We start from the raw sequence: 21334 nt of genomic DNA, 5'->3' as shown, positions 1-21334 counted from the left end.
CTTCGCCGCTGCCGCTACGATGAGCGACTGCCTGAGGAGACCTGCCCCGTGCCCGTGATCACCAACATCGAAGACCTGCGCGTGCTCGCGCAAAAGCGCGTGCCGCGCATGTTCTACGACTATGCCGATTCGGGCTCGTGGACGGAAAGCACTTACCGCGCCAACGAGGCCGACTTCAACCGCATCCTCTTGCGCCAGCGGGTGGCGGTGAATATCGAGAACCGCAGCACCCGCACGAAGATGGTCGGCCAGGACGTCGCCATGCCGGTGGCGATCGCCCCGACGGGGCTCACCGGCATGCAGCACGCCGATGGTGAAATCCTCGCCGCCAAGGCAGCGAAGAAATTCGGCATTCCCTTCACGCTGTCGACCATGAGCATCTGCTCGATCGAGGACATCGCCGAAGCGACGGGCCGCCACCCCTTCTGGTTCCAGCTGTACGTGATGCGCGACCGCGGCTTCATCGAGCGGCTGATCGACCGCGCCAAGGCCGCCAACTGCTCGGCACTGGTGCTGACGCTGGACCTGCAGATTCTCGGCCAGCGCCACAAGGACCTGAAGAACGGATTGTCGGCGCCGCCCAAGCTCACCATTGCCAACATCGTCAACATGATGACCAAGCCGCGCTGGTGCCTGGGCATGCTGGGCACGAAGCGCCGCGAGTTCGGCAACATCGTGGGGCACGTGCAGGGTGTCGACAACATGGGCTCGCTGTCGGAATGGACTGCCAAGCAGTTCGACCCGGCCCTGTCGTGGAACGACGTCGAGTGGATCAAGAAGCGCTGGGGCGGCAAGCTGATCCTGAAGGGCATCCAGGACGCCGAGGATGCGCAGCTGGCAGTGGACAGCGGCGCCGACGCCGTGATCGTCTCGAACCACGGCGGGCGCCAGCTCGACGGCGCGCCCTCCTCCATCTCCGCGCTGCCCGGCATCGTCGAAGCCGTGGGCAACAAGATCGAAGTGCACATGGACGGCGGCATACGCTCCGGCCAGCACGTGCTGAAGGCACTGGCGCTCGGCGCCAAGGGCACCTACATCGGCCGCGCCATGCTGTACGGCCTGGGCGCGATGGGCGAGGAAGGCGTGGACTACGTCCTGCGGATCATCCACAAGGAGCTGGACCTGTCCATGGCCTTCTGCGGCCGCACCGACGTCACCCAGGTCGACCAGAGCATCCTGCTGCCCGGAACCTACTGAGCCGGCCCGGCGAAGTTCAGGCGCGAGGCCACGGTGACGAAGCCGCAGCGCTTCATGTTGGCCAGCGAGGGGTTGGGCTCGTCAGCGATGGGCTCGCCGGTTTCCGTGACGACGTGGAGCGCCCCGGCTTCGATGGCATCGGCGATGCGCCGCGCCATCAAGGCCCCCTGCCCGCCGCGCCGGCGGTGCGAAGGCAGCACCGCGCCCATGCCCAGCCACGCCAGCTCGCCCGACACGTAGAGACAGCCACCGCCCACCACCAGCGCCCCGTCGGTGACGGCATAGACGCGCCAGTGCGGCTGGCCGTGCAGCGCCGCGAGCCAATCCGCCATGAAGGGCGGCATCTCGAATGCGGTCACGATGGCGCGTATCACTTCGCCGAGCTGCGATGCCGTGGCGGGCGCTATGTGCAGATCCGTCGGGATCTTCGGCGCCGGCTCGGGGCCGTGCAGCACCTTGGCCCAGCTGCGGCGCGCGGGCTGGGTAAAACCCATCGAGGGCAGCATCGCGGGCAGGCTCTCTGGCGTCGAATGCGGATTCCAGTGCAGCCACCAGGTGGGGCACCCGGCCGCGCGATAGGCCTGGACGATCGCATCGACTTGCGCCGCGCCCGCCTCCTGCCGGAGCCCCAGGCCGATGGCGCGATTGAACATCGACTCCGGCAGGCCCGGCGCGAGAAGCAAGGTGGCGTCCGCGATCCGCTCCACCCGCAGCCCCAGCCGCGACTGCAGAGCGGGCGGCGCGCAGGCATAGAGCTCGGCGAACGCGGCTGCTTCCGCGTCGTCGGCCACCGTGGCGGCCCCGTGAGCCGAAAGCACCCCGCTCATGCCAGCCGCCTGCCTTGCGCGAATGCGGCGCGGGTTTCACCCAGCGGCACGATTTCCGGCGACGGCAAGCCGGCCTGCGCCAGGGCGCCGCGGAACTCGGGACTGGCCACGAACGCCTCGTGCACTTCGCGCGTGGGGCAGGCGTCATAAATCTCGATGCCGCCGGGCCTCTCGATGCAGGCGTGGAAATCGAACTTGTCGGTGGGCATGGATGCCAGCAGCCGGCCGTATGCGGCGGCGAGCACGGCGGTGTCGCCCTCGAAGCGATAGACACTCAGGTACATGATGGGCTCCTGCGCTGCACCTTACAGCGTAAAGTCATTGTAGACAAGGAACCATACGGTGTAAAGTCCAGCCATGGCCAAAGCCGGAACCAAGCCGCCCACCCCGACCCGCCGCACCCCGTTGTCGCGCGAGCGGATCGCGCGCTCGGCCCTGGAACTCATCGATGACGAAGGACTGGAGAGCTGTTCAATGCGGCGTCTCGGAGCGCGCCTCGGCGTGGAAGCCATGGCGCTCTACCACCACTTTCCGAGCAAGGGCGACCTGCTGGACGGTGTGGTGGACTGCCTGCTGGAAGAGGTCGAGCTGCCGGCCTCAGGCACGCCGCGGCAGCGCCTGCGCGCCTGCATCCGCAGCTACCGCGCCTGCGCGATCCGCCATCCGCCAGCCTTCGTGCTGCTGGCGGCTCGGCGCTTTAACACCGAGCGGGCCTTTGCGTTCTACGAAGCGCTGCTGGGCGTCTTCGGCGAATTGGGTCTCACGGCGCAGCAGTCCGCCCGCTGGTTCCGATTGATTGGCGGTTTTGCCAGCGGCGCGGGCATGGCCGATGTCGCCAGCCGCGAACGGATAGCGGACGCGACGCCGCTGCGGCTGGAGCGCGCGCCCGAGCTCATCGCCTTTCCGCGCGTACGCGCGGTGGCGCCGCACCTGAGCGTGAAGAACCTGGATTCGGTTTTCGAGTTCGGCCTCGACGTGCTGTTCGACGCTCTGGCGGCGCAGACCGGGTCAAAGGTCTAGGGTCTAGGGCTTGGCGCAGTCGCAGACCTCGTTGCCCTTGTCGAAGATGATGCGCCATTGGCCGGGCGCTTCCAGCCGCCAGACCGAGGTGAACCGCGCGAACAGCTTGCCGTTCGGGTCACGCACCGGGCCAGAGCTGATGGCGAGCGTGCCGGAATCGAGCACCTCGACTTCATCCGGCTCCCACGAGAACGGGGCCTGCGGCTTCTGGTAGAGCCGCGACCAGAAGTCGACCACGGCCTGCTTGCCGTGCAAGGGCTTGGGCCCCGAGAAAAACACCGTGTCGTCCGAGATGAAGCTCGCGAACGCCTTGAGGTCCCGATCGGCCATGGTCTTGGCGAACGCGCGCTCCGTGGCCATCACCTGCTGCCGGGCCTCTTCAGGCGCGACGCGCGGCATCGATGCGGCGCAGCCCCACAACGACAGTGCCATTGCCAACGAAACGAGCGCCTTGAACATGGATGCCTCCTGGTTGCTGGCGCGACGGTGGTCTAACGGCCGCCCGCGGGCCGTGGCGGCACCGTCTTGAGAAATTCGTAAATGGCCTGCGCGTCAACGTCGTTGAGCTTGGCGAGAGATTCGAACGGCATGACCTTGATCGGCGTGCCGTCCGGGCGCTTCCCGCTGCGCAGCATGGTGACGAACGCCGCCGAGTCCTTGTAGCGGGTCATGGCCGAGCCCTCGCCTGGCGTGATGTTGGCTGCCGCCGGCCAATCGGGCGGGCCGCCGGGGATCTTGCCGCCGGAAAGTTTTTCGCCGTGGCAGCCGATGCACATGTTGGCCACGTAAGCACCGTGCTGGACGGTCACGCCGGCAGCCACAGGCTGCGCAGGCGGCAAGGAATGGTCGATCTTGGCGGCCGCATCCTTGATCGCGCCGAAACCGTAGAGCACGCGCACCGGCACCGGCAGTTGCACCACGGCGGCACCGCCAGTCACCGGCGGCAGCCCCCGCACGTAGGCGACGAGAGACGCCAAGTCCTGGTCGGTGAAGCGGTTGTAGTCTTCGCTCGGCATGATCATGGCGGCCTGGCCATTGCTCTTTACGCCGTGGCGAATGATGCGCACCCAGTCGTCCGGCTTGTAGCCCGCCGTCGCGCCGCCGGGCGTGATGTTGGGGCCGGCGAGCTTGAGGCCCTTGTCGTTTTCCACGAAAGTCCGGCCGCCGCCGTTCGCGCCGTGGCAGTCCACGCAGCCGCGCGACTCGAACAGGTACTTGCCCCGCTCCAGCGATTGCGCGTCCGTCACGTAGGCCACCGGCTTCACCGTGACCTCCACCTTGCGCGCCATCTTGCTTTCGGCGAGCTTGTAGCCCACCGCGCCCGCGCCCGCCACCACCACAACGACGGCGCCCACCAGGCCTGCCGTCCACTTGATCCATGTTTTCATCAGTTGGTCTCCATCCTCGTCGTACTCCCCTGCCCAGCCGGCGATTCTAGGAACTGCACGCCATTCCGTCAGTAAACAAAATCACGGGGATCGGACAAGGCCGGCGGTGGCGGCAAAATCGCCGCATGACACTGCGCCGCATCGCCCACCTCGACATGGACGCCTTCTTCGCGTCGGTGGAGCTGCTGCGCTATCCGCAGCTCAAGGGGCTGCCGGTGATCATCGGCGGCGGCCGGCGCACGGTGGACGAGATGGTGCGTCAACGCTTCGCGGACCTGCCATTGCGCGAAATTCCGGCCTCGGCCTTCCCGCTACTAAAGGACTACGTGGGCCGCGGCGTCATTACCACCGCGACGTATCCTGCGCGCCAGTTCGGCGTCGGTTCCGCCATGGGGATGATGAAGGCGGCCAAGCTGTGCCCGCAAGCGATCGTGCTGCCAGTGGATTTCGAGGAGGTGCGAAAGTACTCGCGCCTCTTCAAGAGCACCATCGCCGAGATCGCGCCGGTCATCGAGGACCGTGGTGTCGACGAGGTCTACGTGGACTTCACCGACGTGCCAGGCGGGCAGCGTGAAGGCGGGCGCGTCCTGGCGCGTCTGATCCAGCGTGCGATCGTCGAGAAAACGGGCCTGACCTGCTCCATCGGCGTCGCGCCGAACAAACTCATCGCCAAGATGGCGAGCGAATTCAACAAGCCCAACGGCATTTCCGTGCTGTACGAAGCCGACGTGCAGGCGAAGATCTGGCCGCTTGCGGTGCGCAAGATCAACGGGATCGGCCCCAAGGCCGAAGTGAAGCTGCACAAGCTGCACCTGCACACCATCGGCGATATCGCCGCGCAGGAGCGCGAGTGGCTCATCGACAACTTCGGCAAGTCGTACGGGGCCTGGATGCACGACGCCGCCTGGGGCCGCGACGACCGCCCGGTCGTCACGGAAAGCGAGCCGGTCTCGATGAGCCGGGAGACCACCTTCGACCGCGATCTCCATGCGGTGCGGGACCGCGCGGAACTCGGCACGATCTTCACCGACCTGTGCAAGCAGGTGGCGGGCGACCTGCAACGCAAGGGCTACGTGGGCAAGACCATCGGCATCAAGCTGCGCTACGACGATTTCAAGATCGCCACGCGCGACCAGACGATCGAGCAGTTCACGGCCGACGCGAAGACCATACGGCAGATCGCGGGCCAGTGCCTGAAGCGCGTACCGCTGGAGCGGCGGCTGCGTTTGCTGGGGGTGCGCGTGGGAAAGCTGGCCAAGGCCGGCTCGCCTGAGGCGCAAGCCCCGGCCGAGGCTTCGGCGGCCGGCGTTCATCGCGTGGCCGAGCCCGCGCCCTTCGAAGGGACCCTGGACCTGTTCTGAACGCCGCCTACGCCGTGACGATCTCGTCCTGGTGGTTCGCGATGTGCATGTTGTGGGCCAGCGCGAACTCGGACCGGGTCAAGGCGCCGTAGGCGAAGTGCGGCTTGAGGGGCCCGGTGTAGGCATTGAAACGCGTGATGGCCTGGCGCAGCCGCAGGGCACCCGGCTTCCAGTCCGCTCCGGCTCCAAGCGCGGGCGCGCCCGGGATGGGTTCGGCCAAGCCATGGGTCATGCTTCCGCGCCACTTGAAGTAGGCGAACGCGGCGCCGCCGGCTGTACTCTGGAACAGGGCACTTCGAGGCTGAGGAAACCCATCCATGCTCATCTCGATGCTCTGCGCGAGGTGCTCGAACACCGCGCCGAGCGGCCAGGCGCCCACCGCTTTCGCCTCGCGCGCCTTTTCCAGCCGGTCGAGCCAGCGCAGGGAGTCGTCGAGCGATTGCACTTTGGGCAGGTCTGCCATGGCGATACCTCCAGCACAGGCGATAGGAAAGATAAGAAATTGGCGTCGGTTCATGACTACCAATGGTAACAAGCACCGCCGGCCTTGGCCGCCGTTCCCGATATGGCCAAGTTGGACGAGTCCTACCAACCCATTCCCCCATCGCCTACGTCAGGCCGCAGCTTTCAGCCCTACCGTCATGACGTCAACTTTTTGTTCAGGGGGTTAAATATGAAAGCACAACTGCGCAATCACGTGGCAGCACTGTTCCTGCTGGCACCGATGGCCGGCGCCTTGACGGCGCTGCCCACCGCGGCCATCGCCCAAGCAGGGTCACCCGAGGTGAGCTCACTCCAGGTCACGAGCGATCATGGACTCGCGCCCGGCTCACGCCTGCACTTCAGGCTGGAGGGCACACCACGGGCCAAAGCCAGCATCCGCATTCGCGGCGCACAGGCCCTGATTCCGCTGGCCGAGAGGTCGCCGGGCGTGTACGTCGGGCGATACGTGATCGCCCGCAGCGACCGCATCGAGGAAGGCGACGCCGTGCGGGCGATCATGCGCCGGGGCAACCGGACCGTGACGGCGAGCTATGAGGTGCCGGCGGGGCTGGGCAATGTGGCCACGGCGCCGTCCGCCCCACCCCCGCCGGTGCCCTTGCGTATCGAACGCTTCCAGGTTGCCGCGCTGGACCGTATCCAGCCCGGCGTCGAGATCCGATTCACGCTCGAAGGTGTTCCGGGTGCCGCCGTGTCGGTCGACCTGCCGGGCATGGCCAACGACGTGGCCCTGCGTGAGACACGCCCGGGCCACTACGAAGGCAGCTACACCGTGCGCCGCGCCGATACGATCAACACGGCGGGGCCGGTGGTGGCGACGCTGCGGATGGGCGAGCGTGCGGTGACCATGAACCTGGCGCAGCCGTTGGTGGCAGCCGACACCCGGCCACCCCAGCTCACCAACGTGTCCCCGCGTGAAGGCGAAACCCTGCCCGGGGCACCGGCCACGACCATCTCCGGCAACTTCAACGACCGCGGCGGCACCGGTGTGGACCCGCGCAGCGTGCGCATCATGATTTCCGGCCGCAACGTGACCGACGACGCCCATGTGACGCCCGAGTCCTTCAGCCTGCGCACGCCGCTTCCGCCCGGGCGCCACACGGTAGACGTGCAGGCGCGCGACAACGCCGGCAATGCCATCCGGCGCAGCTGGAGTTTCGACATCGCATCCGGCCCCGCGACCGTGCCGATCCAGATCCTGAGCCATGTGAACAACGGCCAGGTGGACGGCAACGTGACGCACGTGCGCGGCCGCACGGCACCGAACGCCGTCGTGCAGGTGCGGGTCGACGCGATCCCGCCCATGGTGGGCCAGTTCGGAGTCGCGCGGAACGTGTTCTCCCGCGCTGTGGAAGCGGATTCGAGCGGGCACTTCGAGTTCAGCTTCGTGTCGCCCTTCCCGTTGCCCGGAGCACGTTACGACGTGGCGATGACAGCGAGCAAGGCCGACGTGACGACGGAAGCCAAGCTCGTCTTGTTCCAGCGCCAGGGCTGACGCGCCGGTCGGCGCCCATGGAGGGCCGCACCCGGAAGTGCGGCCCTATACTGCGCCGCATGAAACCCGACGGCCTCCCCCTGCAGGAGCTGCTGGCCAAGGCCGCTCGCGGCGACCACGCCGCCTTCGCTTGCGTCTACGACCGCACCCACGCGCATCTGTTCGGCCTCGCGCTGCGTATGTTGGGGCGTGAACAGGCGGCCGAAGACGTGCTGCAGGAGGCCTTCGTGAGCATCTGGAAGAGCGCGGCCCAGTACCGGTCGTCCATCGACGGGCACGAGGTGCAGCCGATGACATGGCTGATCGCCATCGTGCGCAACAAGGCGCTGGACGCCTTGCGCTCGCGCGCGCGCCTGAAGGAGACGGAACTGCCCGACGATGCGCATGACGGCGCCGGCGAGCCGCTGCAAGGGGCCGGGCCCAGCGCGCTGGAACTGCTGTCGCAGGCCAGCCGCACATTGCAGATCGAGGGCTGCCTGAACGGCCTGGACGGCAGCTACCGCCAGAGCCTGGCCCTGGCCTACTACCAGGGCCTTTCGCACAGCGAAGTGGCCGCGCAGATGGGCGCGCCGCTCGGCTCGGTGAAGGCCTGGATCCGCCGCGGCCTGGAAAAGCTCAAGGCTTGCCTCACCATGCAAGGACCGTCGCTTTGAAATACAGCGACCCCAAGCTGGTCGAGTACCTCGCATCAGCCTATGTGCTGGGCACGCTCGCGCACGGTGCGCGCAGGCGCTTCGAGCGGCTGCGGAGGGATCGCGCCGACGTGCAACTCGCCGTGAACCAGTGGGAAACGCGGCTCGGCCGCCTGGCCGAGTCGATCCCGCCCATCCATCCGCCACCCCGCGTGTGGCGCGCCATCGAGGCGCGCACACGCCCTGCCCAGACCTCGCGCGCCGCCGCGGCGGGCGGGTGGAGGCTGGCCGGCTTCGGCCTGGGTGGCGTCGCGGCGGGCCTGGTGGCGGCATGGGCGCTGGTCGCGACCACGCCGGCATTGCTGCTCTCAGCCGACCAGGTGGCGATGCGCACCGGCGAGAAGCTGCCGCAGAGCTACGTGGGCCTGCTCACCGATGCACAGGGCGACGGCAAGCTGCTGGTGAGTTCCCTGCGCCACGGCCGCACGATGACGGTAAAGGTGATCGGCCCCATCACGCCACCGGCCGCGGGCAAGCTGGTGCTGTGGGCTGTGCCCGGTGACGGGCCGGCCTTCATGCTGGGTACGGTGCCCACGACCGGTTCGGCTACGTCGCAGTTGCCGGACACCTCGGAAAAACTCCTGTCCAAAGTCCGCAAGCTGGTCGTGACCCTGGAGACCAGCGACCGCCCGGCGACGCCAGGCACGGTCGTGTTCAGCGGCAACTGCGCCAAGCTCTGGTAGGCGGCGCTTCAGTTCAGGTGTGCGACAGACGCGCGAGCGCGGTGACCGGCCGCGGCGCGTATTCGCTGCGGTCGGATGGGCGCACGTAGCGCGGCGACTGCTGCGGCGAGACTTGCTCGATGAGGCCCAGCGCCAGCAGCGACTGCAGCGACTCCTCGAGCGACCGCGGCGGCATGAACTGGCGCAGTTGCTCGAACCAGGTGCCCGTACCGCACAGCATCAGCACGTCGTGCAGGTAGCGCGACAGGGACCCGATGGTTTGTTCCGGCGTCTCGACCAGGTCCACGCAGGCGCGGCCTTGGACGGTCAGGCGGTAGCAGCCCGATGCGAGGGCCGGCGAGGCAGCAGACAGAGTGGCGTATCCCATTTCATGTCTCCTTCAACAAACGTACTTCTGTGAATTCACTTTGGTACGCGTCACTGACGACACGCTGACTCGGCGCATTGGTACTTACGCTGACCGAAACTGAACCGGTTCTGACAAACCTTCTGAATCCCTTTCCAAATAAAGTGTTATCGCTCCTATTTCAGGAGCGCTTGACGGAAACTTACTCCTAACTTACAGTCGTTCTTACGCCGAACTTACAGCCGTCTCACCCCGCCTCCGGAGTCCGCCATGACGCTCAACGAACTGCAACGCATCAAGAAATGGCACGTCGCGCATCGCGCTCAGCATCCGGTTGAATATCACTTGTGGGACGCGATCCTCACGGTTTGGGTGATGGGGTGGGTGGGCTGGTTGCCGGCCTACGCGTTCGAGCAGTTCCTTTTCCTGCCGTTGTGCGTCCTGGCGATCGCGGCACCAGGCCTCTATACGAGCTGGCGCATGAAGGCGCATCGCGCGCAGAAGCTGCGCTGCGACTGGCTGCGCTCCTAGCGCTTCTCCACCCTCTCCTTTCCCGACCGTTGTCCCGCATTTGCCATGCGGGCGCATCGCCGCGCGCTACAGTGACCCGAACCACTTTTCGTATTCGAGGATCGCCATGGAATGCTTCGCGCTGACGCAACAGGACCACATCGCCCATCTGGTACTCAATCGCCCCGAGGCCATGAACACGATGCACCCGAAATTCTGGCGCGAACTCGATGAAACCCTGGCACAACTGCACCGCGAAGGCACCGCGCGGGCGCTGGTGATCTCCTCGACCGGCAAGCACTTCAGCGCGGGCATGGCGCTGGAGACCTTCGGTGGCGAGATCGCGATGGACGACCGCACCGCCGAAGGCCGCGCCGCGATCTTCGACATGCTCACCGACATGCAGTCCACCTTCACCAAACTCGAAACCTTGCGCATCCCCGTGATCGCGGCCATCCAGGGCGGCTGTATCGGCGGCGCCGTCGACATGGTCACGGCCTGCTGCATCCGCTACGCCACGGCCGACGCCTTCTTCTGCATCCAGGAGATCAACATCGGCATGGTGGCCGACGTGGGGACGCTGCAACGCCTGCCCAAGCTCATCCCGCTGGGCGTGGTCAAGGAACTGGCCTACACCGGCCGCCGCCTGCCCGCGCAAAAGGCGCTGGGCTACGGCCTGGTCAACGAGGTGTTCGACACGCAGGCGTCCATGCTGGCCGCCGCGATGACGTGCGCGGCCGAAATCGCAGCCAAGCCGCCCGTCGCGATCTGGGGCAGCAAGCAGGTCATCCACTACACGCGCGACCATTCGGTCGACGATTCGCTCAAGCAGATGGGTTGGATCCAGGGCGCGATCTGGAGCAACGCGCATGTGCGCGAAGCAGTGACGGCGATGAAGGAAAAGCGCGCCGGCCAGTTCCCCGCCTTGGCGCCGCTGGCTTCGTTTCGCGACCTCGGCTGAGCTACTGCCGCGCCGTGCGGATATTCGGCGGGATGGCCATCGGGTGGCTGGTGCGGAAGGGGTTGATGTCCAGCCCGCCGCGGCGCGTGTAGCGCGCGTAGACCGCGAGCTTGACTGGTTTGCACTGCTTCCACACGTCCATGAAGATGCGCTCGACGCACTGCTCGTGGAACTCGTTGTGGTTGCGAAAGCTCACCAGGTAGCGCAGCAGGCCGCCCTGGTCGATCTGCGGGCCGCTGTAGCGGATCTGTACGCTGCCCCAGTCGGGCTGCCCCGTCACCAGGCAATTGCTCTTGAGCAGGTTGCTGGTCAGCACTTCGTCCACGGGTTTCTCGTCGAACGCGGCCGTGAGCAACTCGGGTGCAGGCGTGTACTGCGTGCACTCGATGTCCAGCCGGTCGAGGTTGAGGCCGTCCAGCTCATGCACCGGCTCCTTGTCGAACTGGTCGGGCATCAGGATGCGAACGCCCACCGACGACTGCGCGGGCGCACCGCGCCAGGCGGCCTCGCTGATGTCGGCACGGATGCGGTCACGCACCTCGTCCGCCGACGCGAACGCGGTATTGGTGAAGCTGTTCAGGTAGAGCTTGAACGACTTGCTCTCGACGATGTTCGGCGTCTCGCAAGGCACGGTGACGTGCACGATCGCCACCTGCGGCTTGCCGCGCGGCGTGAGCCAGCTCAGCTCGAACGCCGTCCACAGGTCGGCGCCGAAAAAAGGCACCGCACCATGCAAACCCAGTTCCACGCGCTTGGGCTGGCGCGAGATGGGGAACAGCAGCGACGCGTCGTAGTGGTCGATGTAGGGCGCGGGCTTGCCCAGCTGCGATTGCTCGGGAGTGTTCATGCGGGGTCGCGATAGGGGTTCAGGCCGCTTGGAGATGCGGCACCAACGGGCCGAGCAGCCGCTCGACCACGCCCGGCGGCAAATCGTGGCCCATGCCGGGAATGGTGATGAAATCGGCGCCGGGGATGCGCCGCGCCGTGTCATGGCCGCAAGCCACGGGTACCAGCGGATCGTCGGCACCATGCAGCACCAGCGTGCGCGCCTTGATGCGGGGTAACTCGTCCGCCCGGCGGGCGTCGGCCGCTATCGCCGTCATCTGGCGCAACGTGCCCGCCGGATGGAAGCTGCGCCGGGTGCCGAGAAGGATGCGTTCGCGCAGCGCCGACTCCTCGACCGGAAAGCCCGGGCTGCCGATCACCTTGAACAGCTTGACGTAGTGGCTGACGATCGCGTCTTCGCCCGAGCCCGAAGGGCGGCTGAACAGGGCGCGCAACACGTGAGGCTTCGGTCCGGGCAGGTACCGGGCTCCACTGGAGCTCATGATGCTGGCGAGGCTGCGGACGCGCCGCGGCGCGGCCAGCGCGACGCGCTGGGCCACCATGCCTCCCATGCTCACGCCGACGATGTGCGCGCTTTCGATGCCGAGGACATCGAGCACGCCGATGGTGTCGGCCGCCATGTCGTGCACGGAATAAGGCGCGTTGACCTTCATGCCCACGCGGTGCTTGAAACTTTCCCACACCAGGTTGGGCGTGCCCAGGTGATCGAGGTGCTGCGACAAGCCGATGTCGCGGTTGTCGAAGCGCACCACACGAAAGCCCGCATCGACCAGGCCCTGCACGAACGCCGGCGGCCACGCCACCAGCTGCATGCCCAAGCCCATGATCAGGAGCACCACCGGACGGCTTGCCTGGGCGCCGCCTGCGCCCGTGTCCTCGACCTCGATGGCGAGGCCGTTGGCCTTGACTTTCATGCGGGGGCCTGGACGGTCACTCGAAACGCCGCTCGCGCAGCCATTTCGTGGCGATCCACTTTTCGCCCGCCAGCACCGGCGCGCCGCCATGCAGCGTTTTGGTGGAGGGATGCGGCTTGTCGTAGCTGAAGAAGACCGCGTTGCCACGTTTGGGCGCGACTTCGAGGTTCACGTCCGGAAAGGTGGTGCCTCCGCCCTTGTCGGGCTCGCCCAGGTACATCACGATCGTGGCGACCCGCTGGCCACCGCGCTTCAGGATGGTGGGCGTGCCGGGCTCGCTGGGATCGAAATAGTCGTAGTGCGGCTTGTACTCGGTGCCCGGCTGGTAGTGCAGCACCTGCAGGCCCTCGCCGTTCTCGACGGGCCAGTCCAGCAGGCGGGCCAGGCGCTCCTCGATCTTGCGCACCACGTCGTTTTCGCCACGCTGGAAGAACATGCCGTTGCTCGTGCGGTCGGCGTTGATTTCCTCGCCGCCGGTTTTTGTCGCCACCGTCAGTGAGCGTGCCAAGCGCGGCTTGGCCAATGCAATCAGCGCCTCGCACTCTTCGTCGGACAGGAGGCCCCCGAAAACCACCACACGCGGCTCGGCCATCGTCTGCAGCACACTGACCTTGCGGTCACCGCCGTCCAGATACAAAGGCGATTCATCGAGTTGGGGCTCCGGCACGGTCGTGGCCACAGGGAGGCCCTGGGCCGCTGCTTTCTGCTCGAGGTGGCCGCGCAGCGTCGATTCCATGGCCAGGGCGGCCACGTCCTCGCTCCAACCCGAGGCGAGCATGGACTTGAGGACGACTTCGGCGGTGAAACCGGCCTCGGCCTGGTCGATGATCCATTGTCGCAATTGAGGCGTGATCGATTGGGTCTGGGTCGTGCTCATGGTGCTGTCATTCGATTTTGCCCCGCTTTCAGCCCCGCCAGGCTCGGCTGGACGTCCATTGGGCACTGGCCACCGCGACCACCAGCGCCGCATAGGTGGCCATCTTGCCATCGACGCCAAAATACCACAGACCGGCTGCGGACACACCGAGGCCGACTATCGAATTGATAGCTGCATTCGCCCACCATGAGCCGCTGTCCGGGCGGCGCGGCAGTAAAATGCGGGCGGCGGCCGCCATTGCGGTGGCGACTGCGAGGGCTGGCGCCATGAAGGCGGCAACGTGAAAAAAAAGCTCCAAAGGGCCCATTCGCGGGGACTTGACGATGCGCAAGCGCTTGATAGTTCAGCAAATTTTATAATCTCTGGATGGCAGTCTGGGCTTTAGGCATTAACCACACGACCGCGCCGCTCGATTTGCGCGGCCGGTTCGCCTATGCCATCGACCAGGTGGAGCCTACGCTCAAGTCGTTGCGCGAGGCGTTGGCGCGCCGGCCCGAAGCGGCCATCCTGTCCACTTGCAACCGAACCGAAATCTATTGCGCGGGCGACCACGGCGACATCGACCCCACCCTGGAGTGGCTCGCCCATTCCGGCGGCGTGTCACCCTCAATACTGCGCTCGCACGCCTACACGTTGCATGACGGCCTGGCGGCCCGGCACGCATTCCGTGTGGCCAGCGGGCTCGATTCGATGGTGCTGGGCGAGCCCCAGATCCTGGGCCAGATGAAGGACGCCGTCCGCATGGCCGACCAGGCCGGCGCGCTGGGCACCACGCTCAACCAATTGTTCCAGCGTTCCTTTGCCGTCGCCAAGGAAGTGCGCACCTCCACCGAAATCGGTGCTCACTCGATCAGCATGGCCGCGGCTGCCGTGCGCCTGGCGGGCCAGCTGTTCGAGGACCTGGGCAAGATCCGTGTGCTGTTCGTCGGCGCCGGAGAGATGATCGAGCTGGCCGCCACCCATTTCGCGGCGCGCAACCCCAAAGGAATCGCCATCGCCAACCGCACGCTGGAGCGCGGCGAACGGCTGGCCACCCGCTTCGGCGGCGAAGTCATGCGCCTGGCCGACTTGCCCAGCCGGCTGCACGAGTTCGACGCCGTCGTCAGCTGTACGGCGAGTACCCTGCCAATCATCGGGCTGGGCGCCGTCGAGCGCGCGCTCAAGGCCCGCAAGCATCGCCCGATGTTCATGGTCGACCTGGCCGTTCCGCGTGACATCGAGCCGGAAGTCAAGGCGCTGGAAGACGTTTACCTCTACACCGTGGACGATCTCGCGCATGTGGTGCAGACCGGCCAGGCCAACCGCCAGGCCGCCGTCCAGCAGGCCGAGGCCATCATCGACGCCGGCGTGCAAAGCTTCCTGCACTGGATGGACCAGCGCGGCAGCGTCCCGCTGATCCAGCAGCTCAACGCGCAGGCCGACCAATGGCGTGTGCTCGAGCTGGCCCGGGCTCGCAAGATGCTCGCCAAAGGCGAGAACGTCGATGCGGTGCTCGAGGCCCTGTCGAAGGGTCTCACGCAAAAGATGCTGCACGGCGCCATGGCCGAACTGCACGCGGGCGACGCCCAGGCGCGGCAACGCGCCAGCACGGCGATCGAGCATTTCTTCTTGCGCAAAGAGCGTTAGCGGCGCTCACATGACGCGCCCTGCGGGCGCATGACCTCGCTGCGCGTCGATGACAAATGACAAAGTAGCGCGGTCATTGAAGCGCAGCGAAGTCATTTGTCATCTGTCATTCCCCCATGAAAACCTTTCTCCGCCAGCAACTCGAACGCTACCCGATCCGCCTGAAAGAGCTGGACTTCTTCCTGCAACAGCCCGAAGTCGTGCAGGACATGGATCGCTTTCGCGCGCTCGGCCGCGAGCACACCGAAGTCAGCGAAGTGGCAGCGCTTTTCGAGCGCTTCCTCGATCGGGAAAGCGGCTTGGCACAAGCCCGTGAAATGCTCGAAGACCCCGAGATGGCCGAGATGGCACGTGACGAGATCGCCGCGCTCGAGGCCGAGATTCCTGGCCTTGAGGAGGAACTGCAGCGCCTGCTGCTGCCAAAGGACCCGGACGACGTGCGCAATACCTTCCTCGAAATCCGGGCCGGCACCGGTGGCGACGAGTCGGCCTTGTTCGCCGGCGACCTGCTCCGCATGTACACGCGCTACGCGGAGCGGCAGAGCTGGCGCGTCGAGATCGTCAGCGAAAGCGAAGGCGAAGTCGGCGGCTACAAGGAAGTGGTGATCCGCGTCGTCGGCGATGGCGTGTACGGGAAGCTGAAGTTCGAGTCGGGCGGCCACCGCGTTCAACGCGTGCCCGCCACCGAGACGCAGGGCCGCATCCACACCAGCGCCTGCACCGTCGCCGCGCTGCCCGAACCCGACGAGGCCCAGGCGGTGCAGATCAACCCGGCCGACTTGCGCATCGACACGTACCGCGCCAGCGGGGCCGGCGGCCAGCACATCAACAAGACGGACTCCGCCGTGCGCATCACCCACTTGCCGACGGGAATCGTCGCCGAGTGCCAGGACGATCGGTCGCAGCACCGCAACAAGGCCAAGGCGATGCAGGTCCTTGCGGCGCGCATCAAGGAAAAGGAGCGCAGCGAACGCGCCGCCAAGGAAGCCGCCACGCGCAAGGGCTTGATCGGCAGCGGCGACCGCAGCGACCGCATCCGCACCTACAACTTCCCGCAGGGGCGCCTGACCGACCACCGCATCAACCTCACGCTCTACAAGCTTCAGTTCATCATGGAAGGCGACCTCGACGAGGTGGTCGAGGCGCTGCTGCTGGCGCGCAAGGCCGAACAGCTGGAAGAGTTGGAAATCGGGCTGGGCGGTCGCTGATGACGATTGCGCAGGCGCTCGCAGCGGCCGCCGCGCTGGGACTGGAGCGGCTGGATGCTCAATTGCTTCTTCTTCATGTGGTGCAACGCGAAGACGAGGGCCGCGCCTGGCTGCTGGCGCATGACGATGACGCGCTGGACCTTGCAGCGCACGAGGCGTTCATGGGTTCTTGCCGCAGGCGTACAGCGGGCGAACCGCTGGCGTACATCGTGGGGCACAAGGAGTTCTTCGGCCTGCGGTTGGCGGTGGATCAGCGCGTGCTTGTGCCTCGGCCCGACACCGAAACCCTGGTGGAATGGGCTCTGGCTGTCATCCGGGGTCAAGCCCGGGATGACAACCCCTCGGTCATCGACCTGGGCACAGGCAGCGGAGCCATCGCCTTGGCGATCAAGAAGCACTGCCCTCAGGCGAGCGTCGAGGCCATCGACGCCAGCGAAGGCGCCCTCGAAGTCGCAGCCGCAAACTCGCGGGCCCTGTCGCTCGACGTGGCTTTTCGGCGATCGTGCTGGCTGGCGGAAGCTGGTGGCCGCTACGACCTCATCGTCAGCAACCCGCCCTACGTCGCCGCCACCGACCCCCATCTGGGCGCCCTCACCCACGAACCCCTGGCCGCGCTTGCCTCGGGACCCGACGGCCTGGACGACATCCGCGCCATCGCCACCCAGGCCCCCGCTCACCTGAGGCCCGGCGGCTGGTTGCTGCTGGAACATGGTTGGGACCAGGCGCCTGCCGTGAGGCAATTGCTGGCCGCGGCGGGGTTCCGCTCGGTGGCCAGCCGCAAGGACCTGGCGGGCATTGAGCGCTGCTCCGGCGGCCAATGGCTTGAACTGGGATAATCCGTCCCAACGTGTCACAGGCCCGCAGCCTGCCCAGGAGATTCCCCATGAGCGCCACCCAGCAACGCATCGACCAACTCGTCAAAAACAGCGACGTCCTGCTGTTCATGAAGGGCAACGCCAGTTTCCCGCAATGCGGCTTTTCCGGCCGCGCGATCCAGATCCTGAAGGCCTGCGGCGTCGATCCGAAAGCCGTGACCACCGTCAACGTGCTGGAAGACGAGGAAATCCGCCAGGGCATCAAGGAATACAGCAACTGGCCGACCATCCCCCAGCTCTACGTGAAGGGTGAGTTCGTCGGCGGCTCGGACATCATGATGGAGATGTATCAGAGCGGTGAGCTGCAGCAAGTCCTGGGCACCACGCAAAGCTGAAGATAAAGCCGTCCCGGACTTGATTCGGGATCCACGGCTTTGATAGCAGTCGCGCAACGCGGCTGCCAGCAGTGATCGCATTTTTCCGACATCCGCTCGGGCTTGCGGTCCCCGCCATTGCCTCCTGGCACGGCTTATGCTGGAATGAGCAAAGCCCGACAGGAGTGTGAAGTGGAATCACGCAGTCTCGTTCCTCATCAGTCTTCTTCGTTCCAGCTGCCCGTGGCAAGCTTGCGAAGCGTGTTCCGCCCGCATGACGTGGAACGCAAGCTGGCCAAGCTGCCCGGCCGCGACCATGAGAGTCTGCGCACGACCTACGAGCGCATGCTCGAACGCGGTCCCGAACGCTTCCAGGTCAAGCCCAGCGGCCTGCCCGACATGGCAAGCCTCTACGAGCAATTGCCCAACTTCACGGACGCGCTTGACGACGTGAAACGCCATGTGGCGCTGTCGCAGGATTGCCGGGACGGCCTCGAAGTCACGCCCATGCTGCTACTCGGCCCGCCGGGCATCGGCAAGACCCACTTCGCCCGCAAGCTGGCCGAGCTGCTGGGCACCGGCATGAACCTGGTGCCGATGAGCTCGATGACAGCCGGTTGGCTGCTGTCGGGTGCATCGTCGCAATGGAAGGGCGCGAAGCCCGGCAAGGTGTTCGAAGCCCTGGTCGAGGGCCAGTACGCCAACCCGGTGATCGTGGTGGACGAGATCGACAAGGCCAGCGCCGACGCGCAATACGACCCTCTCGGCGCGATGTACGGCCTGCTGGAGCACGACACCGCCAGCGCCTTCATCGATGAATTCGCGGAAGTCGCGATCGACGCCAGCCAGGTGATCTGGATCATGACGGCCAATGACGAAAGATCGATCCCCGAGCCGATCATGAACCGCATGAATGTGTTCGAGATCGAGCCGCCGTCGTTCGATGCGGCACGGCAGATCGCACGCAACCTCTACGCTTCCATACGCGCTGAACACGGTTGGGGCGATCGGTTCGATCCGGAACCCGCCGACGATTTGCTCGACCAGTTGGCTGACCTGGCGCCGCGCGACATGCGCCGTGCGTTGATGACGGGCTTCGGCAATGCGAGGCTAGGCCAGCGCGGTGAAGTGTCGGTAGACGACCTGCCGAAGGCAGGAACCGCGAAGGGAAAGATCGGCTTCGTCCAGTAGAGGGGCACTCAGTTAGGCCCGCCGGTGGTGGGCTTTGTGGGGTCGGCGGGCCGCTCGGGGGCCGGGGGCTGATGAAAGAATTCCCAGTTTTTTTTTGCAGCAAGCACGGCGTTGGGATATTGCGGCTTGCCGCGGCTTCCGTTGTAGCGTCCCAGCGCCATGAACAAGTCGAGGCGTTCACGGTCCACCAAGTAGTGGCGCAGTATTACGCATCCGAAACGCAAGTTCACCTGCATTATGAATAGCTTGTCCACCTCACCATTGCCAATCAATCGGGCCCAAAATGGCATGACCTGCATGTAGCCCCTCGCACCGACGGGGCTCACGGCGTACTTGCGGAAGTTGCTCTCGACTTGGATCAGACCAAGCACGAGACTAGTCTCAAGAGCGGCCCGCTTGCTCTCATACCAAACCCACTGAAGGAATGCTTTTCGTTCGTCCCAATTCTGTATCCGACTTCTGAGCCGTCCGCTCATCTGGCCCAGCCAGCGGAGATGAGCAAGTCGCTCATCGATATCACGGAACTCGAGTTCGGGCGGAGCCGAACTGGCAATAGCGGAGCGCAACGCATTGCGAACGGAATCCGCGAGCGCTTCCTCCTGTTGCGCACCAGCCCAGGCCTCTGACGGCAGCCACAGGGACGTTGCGCCTGCGATGCCGGTCCGCAGGCAATTGCGCCGGGTAATCAAGGTTTCAACCGGCCCTTGATGAAACCGAACACCTCGCCCGCCGGCACTTTGGTGGCTTGCGCGTCGCGGCGGTGCTGGTATTCGAGCTGGCCTTCTTTCAAGCCGCGGTCGGAAATGACGACGCGGTGCGGCACGCCGATCAGTTCCCAATCCGCGAACATGGCGCCCGGACGCTCGCCGCGGTCGTCCAGCATCACGTCGACACCCGCTGCCAGCAGTTCATCGTGCAGCTTCTCGGCCGCCGCCTTCACGTCGGCGCTGCGGTCCATGCCGATCGGGCAGACCACGACCGTGAAGGGCGCAATGGCGTCGGGCCAGATGATGCCGCGCTCGTCGTTGTTCTGCTCGATGGCGGCTGCCGGCAGCCGAGTGATGCCGATGCCGTAGCAACCCATCTGCATCAGTTGCGGCTTGCCGTTCTCGTCGAGGAAGCTCGCCTTCATCGGGTCGCTGTACTTGGTGCCGAGGAAGAAGATGTGGCCGATCTCGATGCCGCGCTCGATGGCGAGTGCGCCCTTGCCATCGGGCGAAGGATCGCCTTCCACGACGTTGCGAATATCTGCTCGAACCGCGGACGAAAGATGGCTCAACGTCCAGTTCGCGCCTCTGCGGTGATATCCGTCGCGATTTGCACCGCAAACCCAATCCGACAAACATGCGACCTCAAGATCAACCACTAGGTTCACGCGTGGACGACCAACAGGGCTCGATATGAAACCATCATCGACCGGAAACGGCGGCAGCACAACTTCTTCGGGCTTACCAAACGGCCCGATGTAACCGGGCCGACATCCAAAATTCTCGAAGATTTCGCTTGCTGAAGCGGGTCGCCATCCATTTTCGAAACCTGCGATTTTGGCGACCTTGACTTCGTTCATGGTGTGATCCCCACGAATCAGAAGCAGCCAAATCTTAGGTTGTTGACCGCTGGCCTCTGTAGCCAAGACGATGGACTTGACTGTTTTTGCGAGGGGCACATCCAAAAACTGCGCAACTTGCTCACAGGTTGTCATGCCTGGTGTCTCTACTTCGACGGGGGATTCAATTCCCTCAACAGGTCCGGCTTTCGGCGGCAGCGCCTCGGCTTTTTCCATGTTGGCCGCATAGGTGCTATCGGGGCAGTACACGATAGCGTCCTCGCCCGTCGCGGCGATCACCTGGAACTCCTCCGACAGGTCGCCACCGATCGCACCACTGTCGGCAGCCACGGCGCGGTAACGCAAGCCGAAGCGATCGAAGATCGCGCGGTAGGCCTTGGCCATCGCCTGGTAGCTTGCCTTGGCGCCGGCTTCATCGCGGTCGAAACTGTACGCATCCTTCATGATGAATTCGCGGCTGCGCATGACGCCAAATCGGGGCCGGCGCTCGTCGCGAAACTTCGTCTGGATGTGGTACAGGTTCTTCGGCAACTGCTTGTAGCTGCGCAGCTCCTGCCTCGCAATGTCCGTCACCACCTCTTCGCTGGTCGGCTGGATGATGAAGTCGCGGTCGTGCCTGTCCTTCACGCGCATCAGCTCGGGGCCCATCTTTTCCCAGCGGCCTGTCTCCTGCCAGTACTCGGCCGGCTGCACCACCGGCATCAGCAGTTCGACGGCGCCGGCGCGGTTCATCTCTTCGCGCACGATGGCCTCGATTTTGCGCACCACCCGCAGTCCCATCGGCATCCAGCTGTAGATGCCGGCGCCCAGCTTCTTGACCATGCCCGCCCGCATCATCAGTTGGTGGCTCACCACTTCGGCGTCGGCCGGTGCTTCTTTCTGGGTGGAAATAAAAAACTGGGATGCTTTCATCGGATGGGGGCCGCCGTCTGGCC

Annotated in this window: 25 protein-coding genes; 13 read left to right on the top strand and 12 right to left on the bottom strand. The window is 65.6% G+C overall.

The genetic code is table 11. From position 1 onward, the window contains the following. Window positions 1-48 precede the first annotated feature (48 nt). Window positions 49-1197, top strand: coding sequence for an alpha-hydroxy acid oxidase (locus tag EEB15_RS18675; RefSeq protein WP_141511382.1), 1149 nt, complete (start codon window positions 49-51; stop codon window positions 1195-1197). Here EEB15_RS18675 and EEB15_RS18670 read toward each other — a convergent pair. Continuing rightward, window positions 1191-2024: a hypothetical protein gene (locus tag EEB15_RS18670; protein ID WP_141511381.1), complete on the bottom strand. Its 834-nt coding sequence runs from the start codon at window positions 2022-2024 to the stop codon at window positions 1191-1193. The two genes, EEB15_RS18675 and EEB15_RS18670, sit on opposite strands and share 7 nt — an antisense overlap. Then, on the bottom strand, window positions 2021-2308 hold the full coding sequence (locus tag EEB15_RS18665; RefSeq protein ID WP_141511380.1) for a hypothetical protein: 288 nt from the start codon (window positions 2306-2308) through the stop codon (window positions 2021-2023). The genes EEB15_RS18670 and EEB15_RS18665 overlap by 4 nt, the downstream gene beginning before the upstream one ends. A gap of 73 nt (window positions 2309-2381) precedes the next feature. Here EEB15_RS18665 and EEB15_RS18660 point away from each other — a divergent pair, with 73 nt between their 5' ends. Then, window positions 2382-3044: a TetR/AcrR family transcriptional regulator gene (locus tag EEB15_RS18660; RefSeq protein WP_141511379.1), complete on the top strand. Its 663-nt coding sequence runs from the start codon at window positions 2382-2384 to the stop codon at window positions 3042-3044. Window positions 3045-3047: 3 nt separating this feature from the next. Here the strand turns inward: EEB15_RS18660 and EEB15_RS18655 are convergent, their stop codons facing one another. Together EEB15_RS18655 and EEB15_RS18650 are read right to left on the bottom strand one after the other, a co-directional pair. Further along, the gene (locus EEB15_RS18655; protein WP_199236566.1) at window positions 3048-3503 is read right to left on the bottom strand and encodes a DUF4440 domain-containing protein; all 456 of its coding nucleotides are present in this window, start codon (window positions 3501-3503) and stop codon (window positions 3048-3050) included. A 32-nt stretch (window positions 3504-3535) separates the two neighbouring features. Then, window positions 3536-4432 carry a c-type cytochrome gene (locus EEB15_RS18650; protein WP_141511378.1) on the bottom strand — a complete coding sequence of 299 codons (897 nt, stop codon included), beginning with the start codon at window positions 4430-4432 and terminating at the stop codon, window positions 3536-3538. 125 nt (window positions 4433-4557) lie between these two features. Between EEB15_RS18650 and EEB15_RS18645 the strand changes: the two genes are divergently transcribed. Then, window positions 4558-5793: a DNA polymerase IV gene (locus tag EEB15_RS18645; protein WP_141511377.1), complete on the top strand. Its 1236-nt coding sequence runs from the start codon at window positions 4558-4560 to the stop codon at window positions 5791-5793. Between the two features lie 7 nt (window positions 5794-5800). Here EEB15_RS18645 and EEB15_RS18640 read toward each other — a convergent pair whose 3' ends face one another. Further along, window positions 5801-6256, bottom strand: a complete 456-nt coding sequence (locus tag EEB15_RS18640) for a DUF1569 domain-containing protein (RefSeq protein WP_233259540.1) — start codon at window positions 6254-6256, stop codon at window positions 5801-5803. A gap of 210 nt (window positions 6257-6466) precedes the next feature. Here EEB15_RS18640 and EEB15_RS18635 point away from each other — a divergent pair, with 210 nt between their 5' ends. From EEB15_RS18635 to EEB15_RS18625, 3 genes are read left to right on the top strand one after another with little or no spacing between them, the layout of a single operon-like run. Further along, window positions 6467-7789 carry a hypothetical protein gene (locus EEB15_RS18635; RefSeq protein WP_141511375.1) on the top strand — a complete coding sequence of 441 codons (1323 nt, stop codon included), beginning with the start codon at window positions 6467-6469 and terminating at the stop codon, window positions 7787-7789. Between the two features lie 59 nt (window positions 7790-7848). After that, on the top strand, window positions 7849-8442 hold the full coding sequence (locus EEB15_RS18630; protein ID WP_141511374.1) for an RNA polymerase sigma factor: 594 nt from the start codon (window positions 7849-7851) through the stop codon (window positions 8440-8442). After that, window positions 8439-9164, top strand: a complete 726-nt coding sequence (locus EEB15_RS18625) for an anti-sigma factor domain-containing protein (RefSeq protein ID WP_141511373.1) — start codon at window positions 8439-8441, stop codon at window positions 9162-9164. The genes EEB15_RS18630 and EEB15_RS18625 overlap by 4 nt, the downstream gene beginning before the upstream one ends. 13 nt (window positions 9165-9177) lie before the next feature. On the opposite strand, the gene EEB15_RS18620 is transcribed toward EEB15_RS18625, so the two are convergent. Further along, on the bottom strand, window positions 9178-9531 hold the full coding sequence (locus tag EEB15_RS18620; protein WP_141511372.1) for a hypothetical protein: 354 nt from the start codon (window positions 9529-9531) through the stop codon (window positions 9178-9180). A 249-nt stretch (window positions 9532-9780) separates the two neighbouring features. Between EEB15_RS18620 and EEB15_RS18615 the strand changes: the two genes are divergently transcribed. Together EEB15_RS18615 and EEB15_RS18610 are read left to right on the top strand one after the other, a co-directional pair. Further along, window positions 9781-10041, top strand: a complete 261-nt coding sequence (locus EEB15_RS18615; RefSeq protein ID WP_141511371.1) for a hypothetical protein — start codon at window positions 9781-9783, stop codon at window positions 10039-10041. Between the two features lie 106 nt (window positions 10042-10147). After that, the gene (locus EEB15_RS18610) at window positions 10148-10981 is read left to right on the top strand and encodes an enoyl-CoA hydratase-related protein (RefSeq protein ID WP_141511370.1); all 834 of its coding nucleotides are present in this window, start codon (window positions 10148-10150) and stop codon (window positions 10979-10981) included. 1 nt (window position 10982) lies between these two features. Here EEB15_RS18610 and queF read toward each other — a convergent pair whose 3' ends face one another. From queF to EEB15_RS18590, 4 genes are read right to left on the bottom strand one after another with little or no spacing between them, the layout of a single operon-like run. Next, a complete protein-coding gene (gene queF, locus EEB15_RS18605) occupies window positions 10983-11828 on the bottom strand; it encodes an NADPH-dependent 7-cyano-7-deazaguanine reductase QueF (protein WP_141511369.1) in 846 nt (281 codons plus the stop codon). Window positions 11829-11847: 19 nt separating this feature from the next. After that, the gene (locus EEB15_RS18600; RefSeq protein WP_141511368.1) at window positions 11848-12741 is read right to left on the bottom strand and encodes an alpha/beta fold hydrolase; all 894 of its coding nucleotides are present in this window, start codon (window positions 12739-12741) and stop codon (window positions 11848-11850) included. A 16-nt stretch (window positions 12742-12757) separates the two neighbouring features. After that, the gene (locus EEB15_RS18595) at window positions 12758-13618 is read right to left on the bottom strand and encodes a 2OG-Fe(II) oxygenase (protein ID WP_141511367.1); all 861 of its coding nucleotides are present in this window, start codon (window positions 13616-13618) and stop codon (window positions 12758-12760) included. A gap of 28 nt (window positions 13619-13646) precedes the next feature. Beyond that, on the bottom strand, window positions 13647-13949 hold the full coding sequence (locus EEB15_RS18590) for a hypothetical protein (protein ID WP_233259539.1): 303 nt from the start codon (window positions 13947-13949) through the stop codon (window positions 13647-13649). Window positions 13950-13984: 35 nt separating this feature from the next. Between EEB15_RS18590 and hemA the strand changes: the two genes are divergently transcribed. The 5 genes from hemA to EEB15_RS18565 all read left to right on the top strand — a co-directional run bounded on the left by hemA (window position 13985) and on the right by EEB15_RS18565 (window position 18832). Further along, entirely contained in the window at window positions 13985-15244 is a 1260-nt protein-coding gene (hemA, locus tag EEB15_RS18585) for a glutamyl-tRNA reductase (RefSeq protein ID WP_141511366.1), read from the top strand. 116 nt (window positions 15245-15360) lie between these two features. Further along, window positions 15361-16452, top strand: coding sequence for a peptide chain release factor 1 (gene prfA, locus EEB15_RS18580; RefSeq protein ID WP_141511365.1), 1092 nt, complete (start codon window positions 15361-15363; stop codon window positions 16450-16452). Further along, the gene (gene prmC, locus EEB15_RS18575; RefSeq protein ID WP_141511364.1) at window positions 16452-17288 is read left to right on the top strand and encodes a peptide chain release factor N(5)-glutamine methyltransferase; all 837 of its coding nucleotides are present in this window, start codon (window positions 16452-16454) and stop codon (window positions 17286-17288) included. The genes prfA and prmC overlap by 1 nt, the downstream gene beginning before the upstream one ends. Before the next feature lie 47 nt (window positions 17289-17335). Further along, window positions 17336-17662, top strand: a complete 327-nt coding sequence (grxD, locus tag EEB15_RS18570; RefSeq protein ID WP_141511363.1) for a Grx4 family monothiol glutaredoxin — start codon at window positions 17336-17338, stop codon at window positions 17660-17662. Window positions 17663-17833: 171 nt separating this feature from the next. Beyond that, entirely contained in the window at window positions 17834-18832 is a 999-nt protein-coding gene (locus EEB15_RS18565; RefSeq protein WP_141511362.1) for an AAA family ATPase, read from the top strand. A gap of 8 nt (window positions 18833-18840) precedes the next feature. On the opposite strand, the gene EEB15_RS18560 is transcribed toward EEB15_RS18565, so the two are convergent. Both EEB15_RS18560 and EEB15_RS18555 read right to left on the bottom strand, forming a co-directional pair. Then, a complete protein-coding gene (locus tag EEB15_RS18560) occupies window positions 18841-19521 on the bottom strand; it encodes a lytic transglycosylase domain-containing protein (protein ID WP_141511361.1) in 681 nt (226 codons plus the stop codon). After that, complete coding sequence (locus EEB15_RS18555; protein ID WP_141511360.1) at window positions 19518-21311, bottom strand: proline--tRNA ligase; 1794 nt, start codon at window positions 21309-21311, stop codon at window positions 19518-19520. Before EEB15_RS18555 ends, EEB15_RS18560 begins: the two co-directional genes overlap by 4 nt. Between the last annotated feature and the right edge of the window lie 23 nt (window positions 21312-21334).

The organism is Ramlibacter sp. WS9, from assembly GCF_003797765.1.
Lineage (GTDB): Bacteria > Pseudomonadota > Gammaproteobacteria > Burkholderiales > Burkholderiaceae_C > Ramlibacter.
This window is presented reverse-complemented; position numbering and strand designations above follow the sequence as displayed.

What these genes read in the sequence shown, in the direction of transcription:
- EEB15_RS18640 (WP_233259540.1), bottom strand. Translation starts at nt 6,256, where the DNA reads ATGGCAGACCTGCCCAAAGTGCAATCGCTCGACGACTCCCTGCGCTGG.
- EEB15_RS18645 (WP_141511377.1), top strand. Translation starts at nt 4,558, where the DNA reads ATGACACTGCGCCGCATCGCCCACCTCGACATGGACGCCTTCTTCGCG.
- EEB15_RS18650 (WP_141511378.1), bottom strand. Translation starts at nt 4,432, where the DNA reads ATGAAAACATGGATCAAGTGGACGGCAGGCCTGGTGGGCGCCGTCGTT.
- EEB15_RS18615 (WP_141511371.1), top strand. Translation starts at nt 9,781, where the DNA reads ATGACGCTCAACGAACTGCAACGCATCAAGAAATGGCACGTCGCGCAT.
- EEB15_RS18630 (WP_141511374.1), top strand. Translation starts at nt 7,849, where the DNA reads ATGAAACCCGACGGCCTCCCCCTGCAGGAGCTGCTGGCCAAGGCCGCT.
- EEB15_RS18635 (WP_141511375.1), top strand. Translation starts at nt 6,467, where the DNA reads ATGAAAGCACAACTGCGCAATCACGTGGCAGCACTGTTCCTGCTGGCA.
- EEB15_RS18595 (WP_141511367.1), bottom strand. Translation starts at nt 13,618, where the DNA reads ATGAGCACGACCCAGACCCAATCGATCACGCCTCAATTGCGACAATGG.
- prmC (WP_141511364.1), top strand. Translation starts at nt 16,452, where the DNA reads ATGACGATTGCGCAGGCGCTCGCAGCGGCCGCCGCGCTGGGACTGGAG.
- prfA (WP_141511365.1), top strand. Translation starts at nt 15,361, where the DNA reads ATGAAAACCTTTCTCCGCCAGCAACTCGAACGCTACCCGATCCGCCTG.
- EEB15_RS18610 (WP_141511370.1), top strand. Translation starts at nt 10,148, where the DNA reads ATGGAATGCTTCGCGCTGACGCAACAGGACCACATCGCCCATCTGGTA.
- hemA (WP_141511366.1), top strand. Translation starts at nt 13,985, where the DNA reads ATGGCAGTCTGGGCTTTAGGCATTAACCACACGACCGCGCCGCTCGAT.
- EEB15_RS18660 (WP_141511379.1), top strand. Translation starts at nt 2,382, where the DNA reads ATGGCCAAAGCCGGAACCAAGCCGCCCACCCCGACCCGCCGCACCCCG.
- EEB15_RS18620 (WP_141511372.1), bottom strand. Translation starts at nt 9,531, where the DNA reads ATGGGATACGCCACTCTGTCTGCTGCCTCGCCGGCCCTCGCATCGGGC.
- EEB15_RS18600 (WP_141511368.1), bottom strand. Translation starts at nt 12,741, where the DNA reads ATGAAAGTCAAGGCCAACGGCCTCGCCATCGAGGTCGAGGACACGGGC.
- EEB15_RS18665 (WP_141511380.1), bottom strand. Translation starts at nt 2,308, where the DNA reads ATGTACCTGAGTGTCTATCGCTTCGAGGGCGACACCGCCGTGCTCGCC.
- queF (WP_141511369.1), bottom strand. Translation starts at nt 11,828, where the DNA reads ATGAACACTCCCGAGCAATCGCAGCTGGGCAAGCCCGCGCCCTACATC.
- grxD (WP_141511363.1), top strand. Translation starts at nt 17,336, where the DNA reads ATGAGCGCCACCCAGCAACGCATCGACCAACTCGTCAAAAACAGCGAC.
- EEB15_RS18670 (WP_141511381.1), bottom strand. Translation starts at nt 2,024, where the DNA reads ATGAGCGGGGTGCTTTCGGCTCACGGGGCCGCCACGGTGGCCGACGAC.
- EEB15_RS18555 (WP_141511360.1), bottom strand. Translation starts at nt 21,311, where the DNA reads ATGAAAGCATCCCAGTTTTTTATTTCCACCCAGAAAGAAGCACCGGCC.
- EEB15_RS18655 (WP_199236566.1), bottom strand. Translation starts at nt 3,503, where the DNA reads ATGTTCAAGGCGCTCGTTTCGTTGGCAATGGCACTGTCGTTGTGGGGC.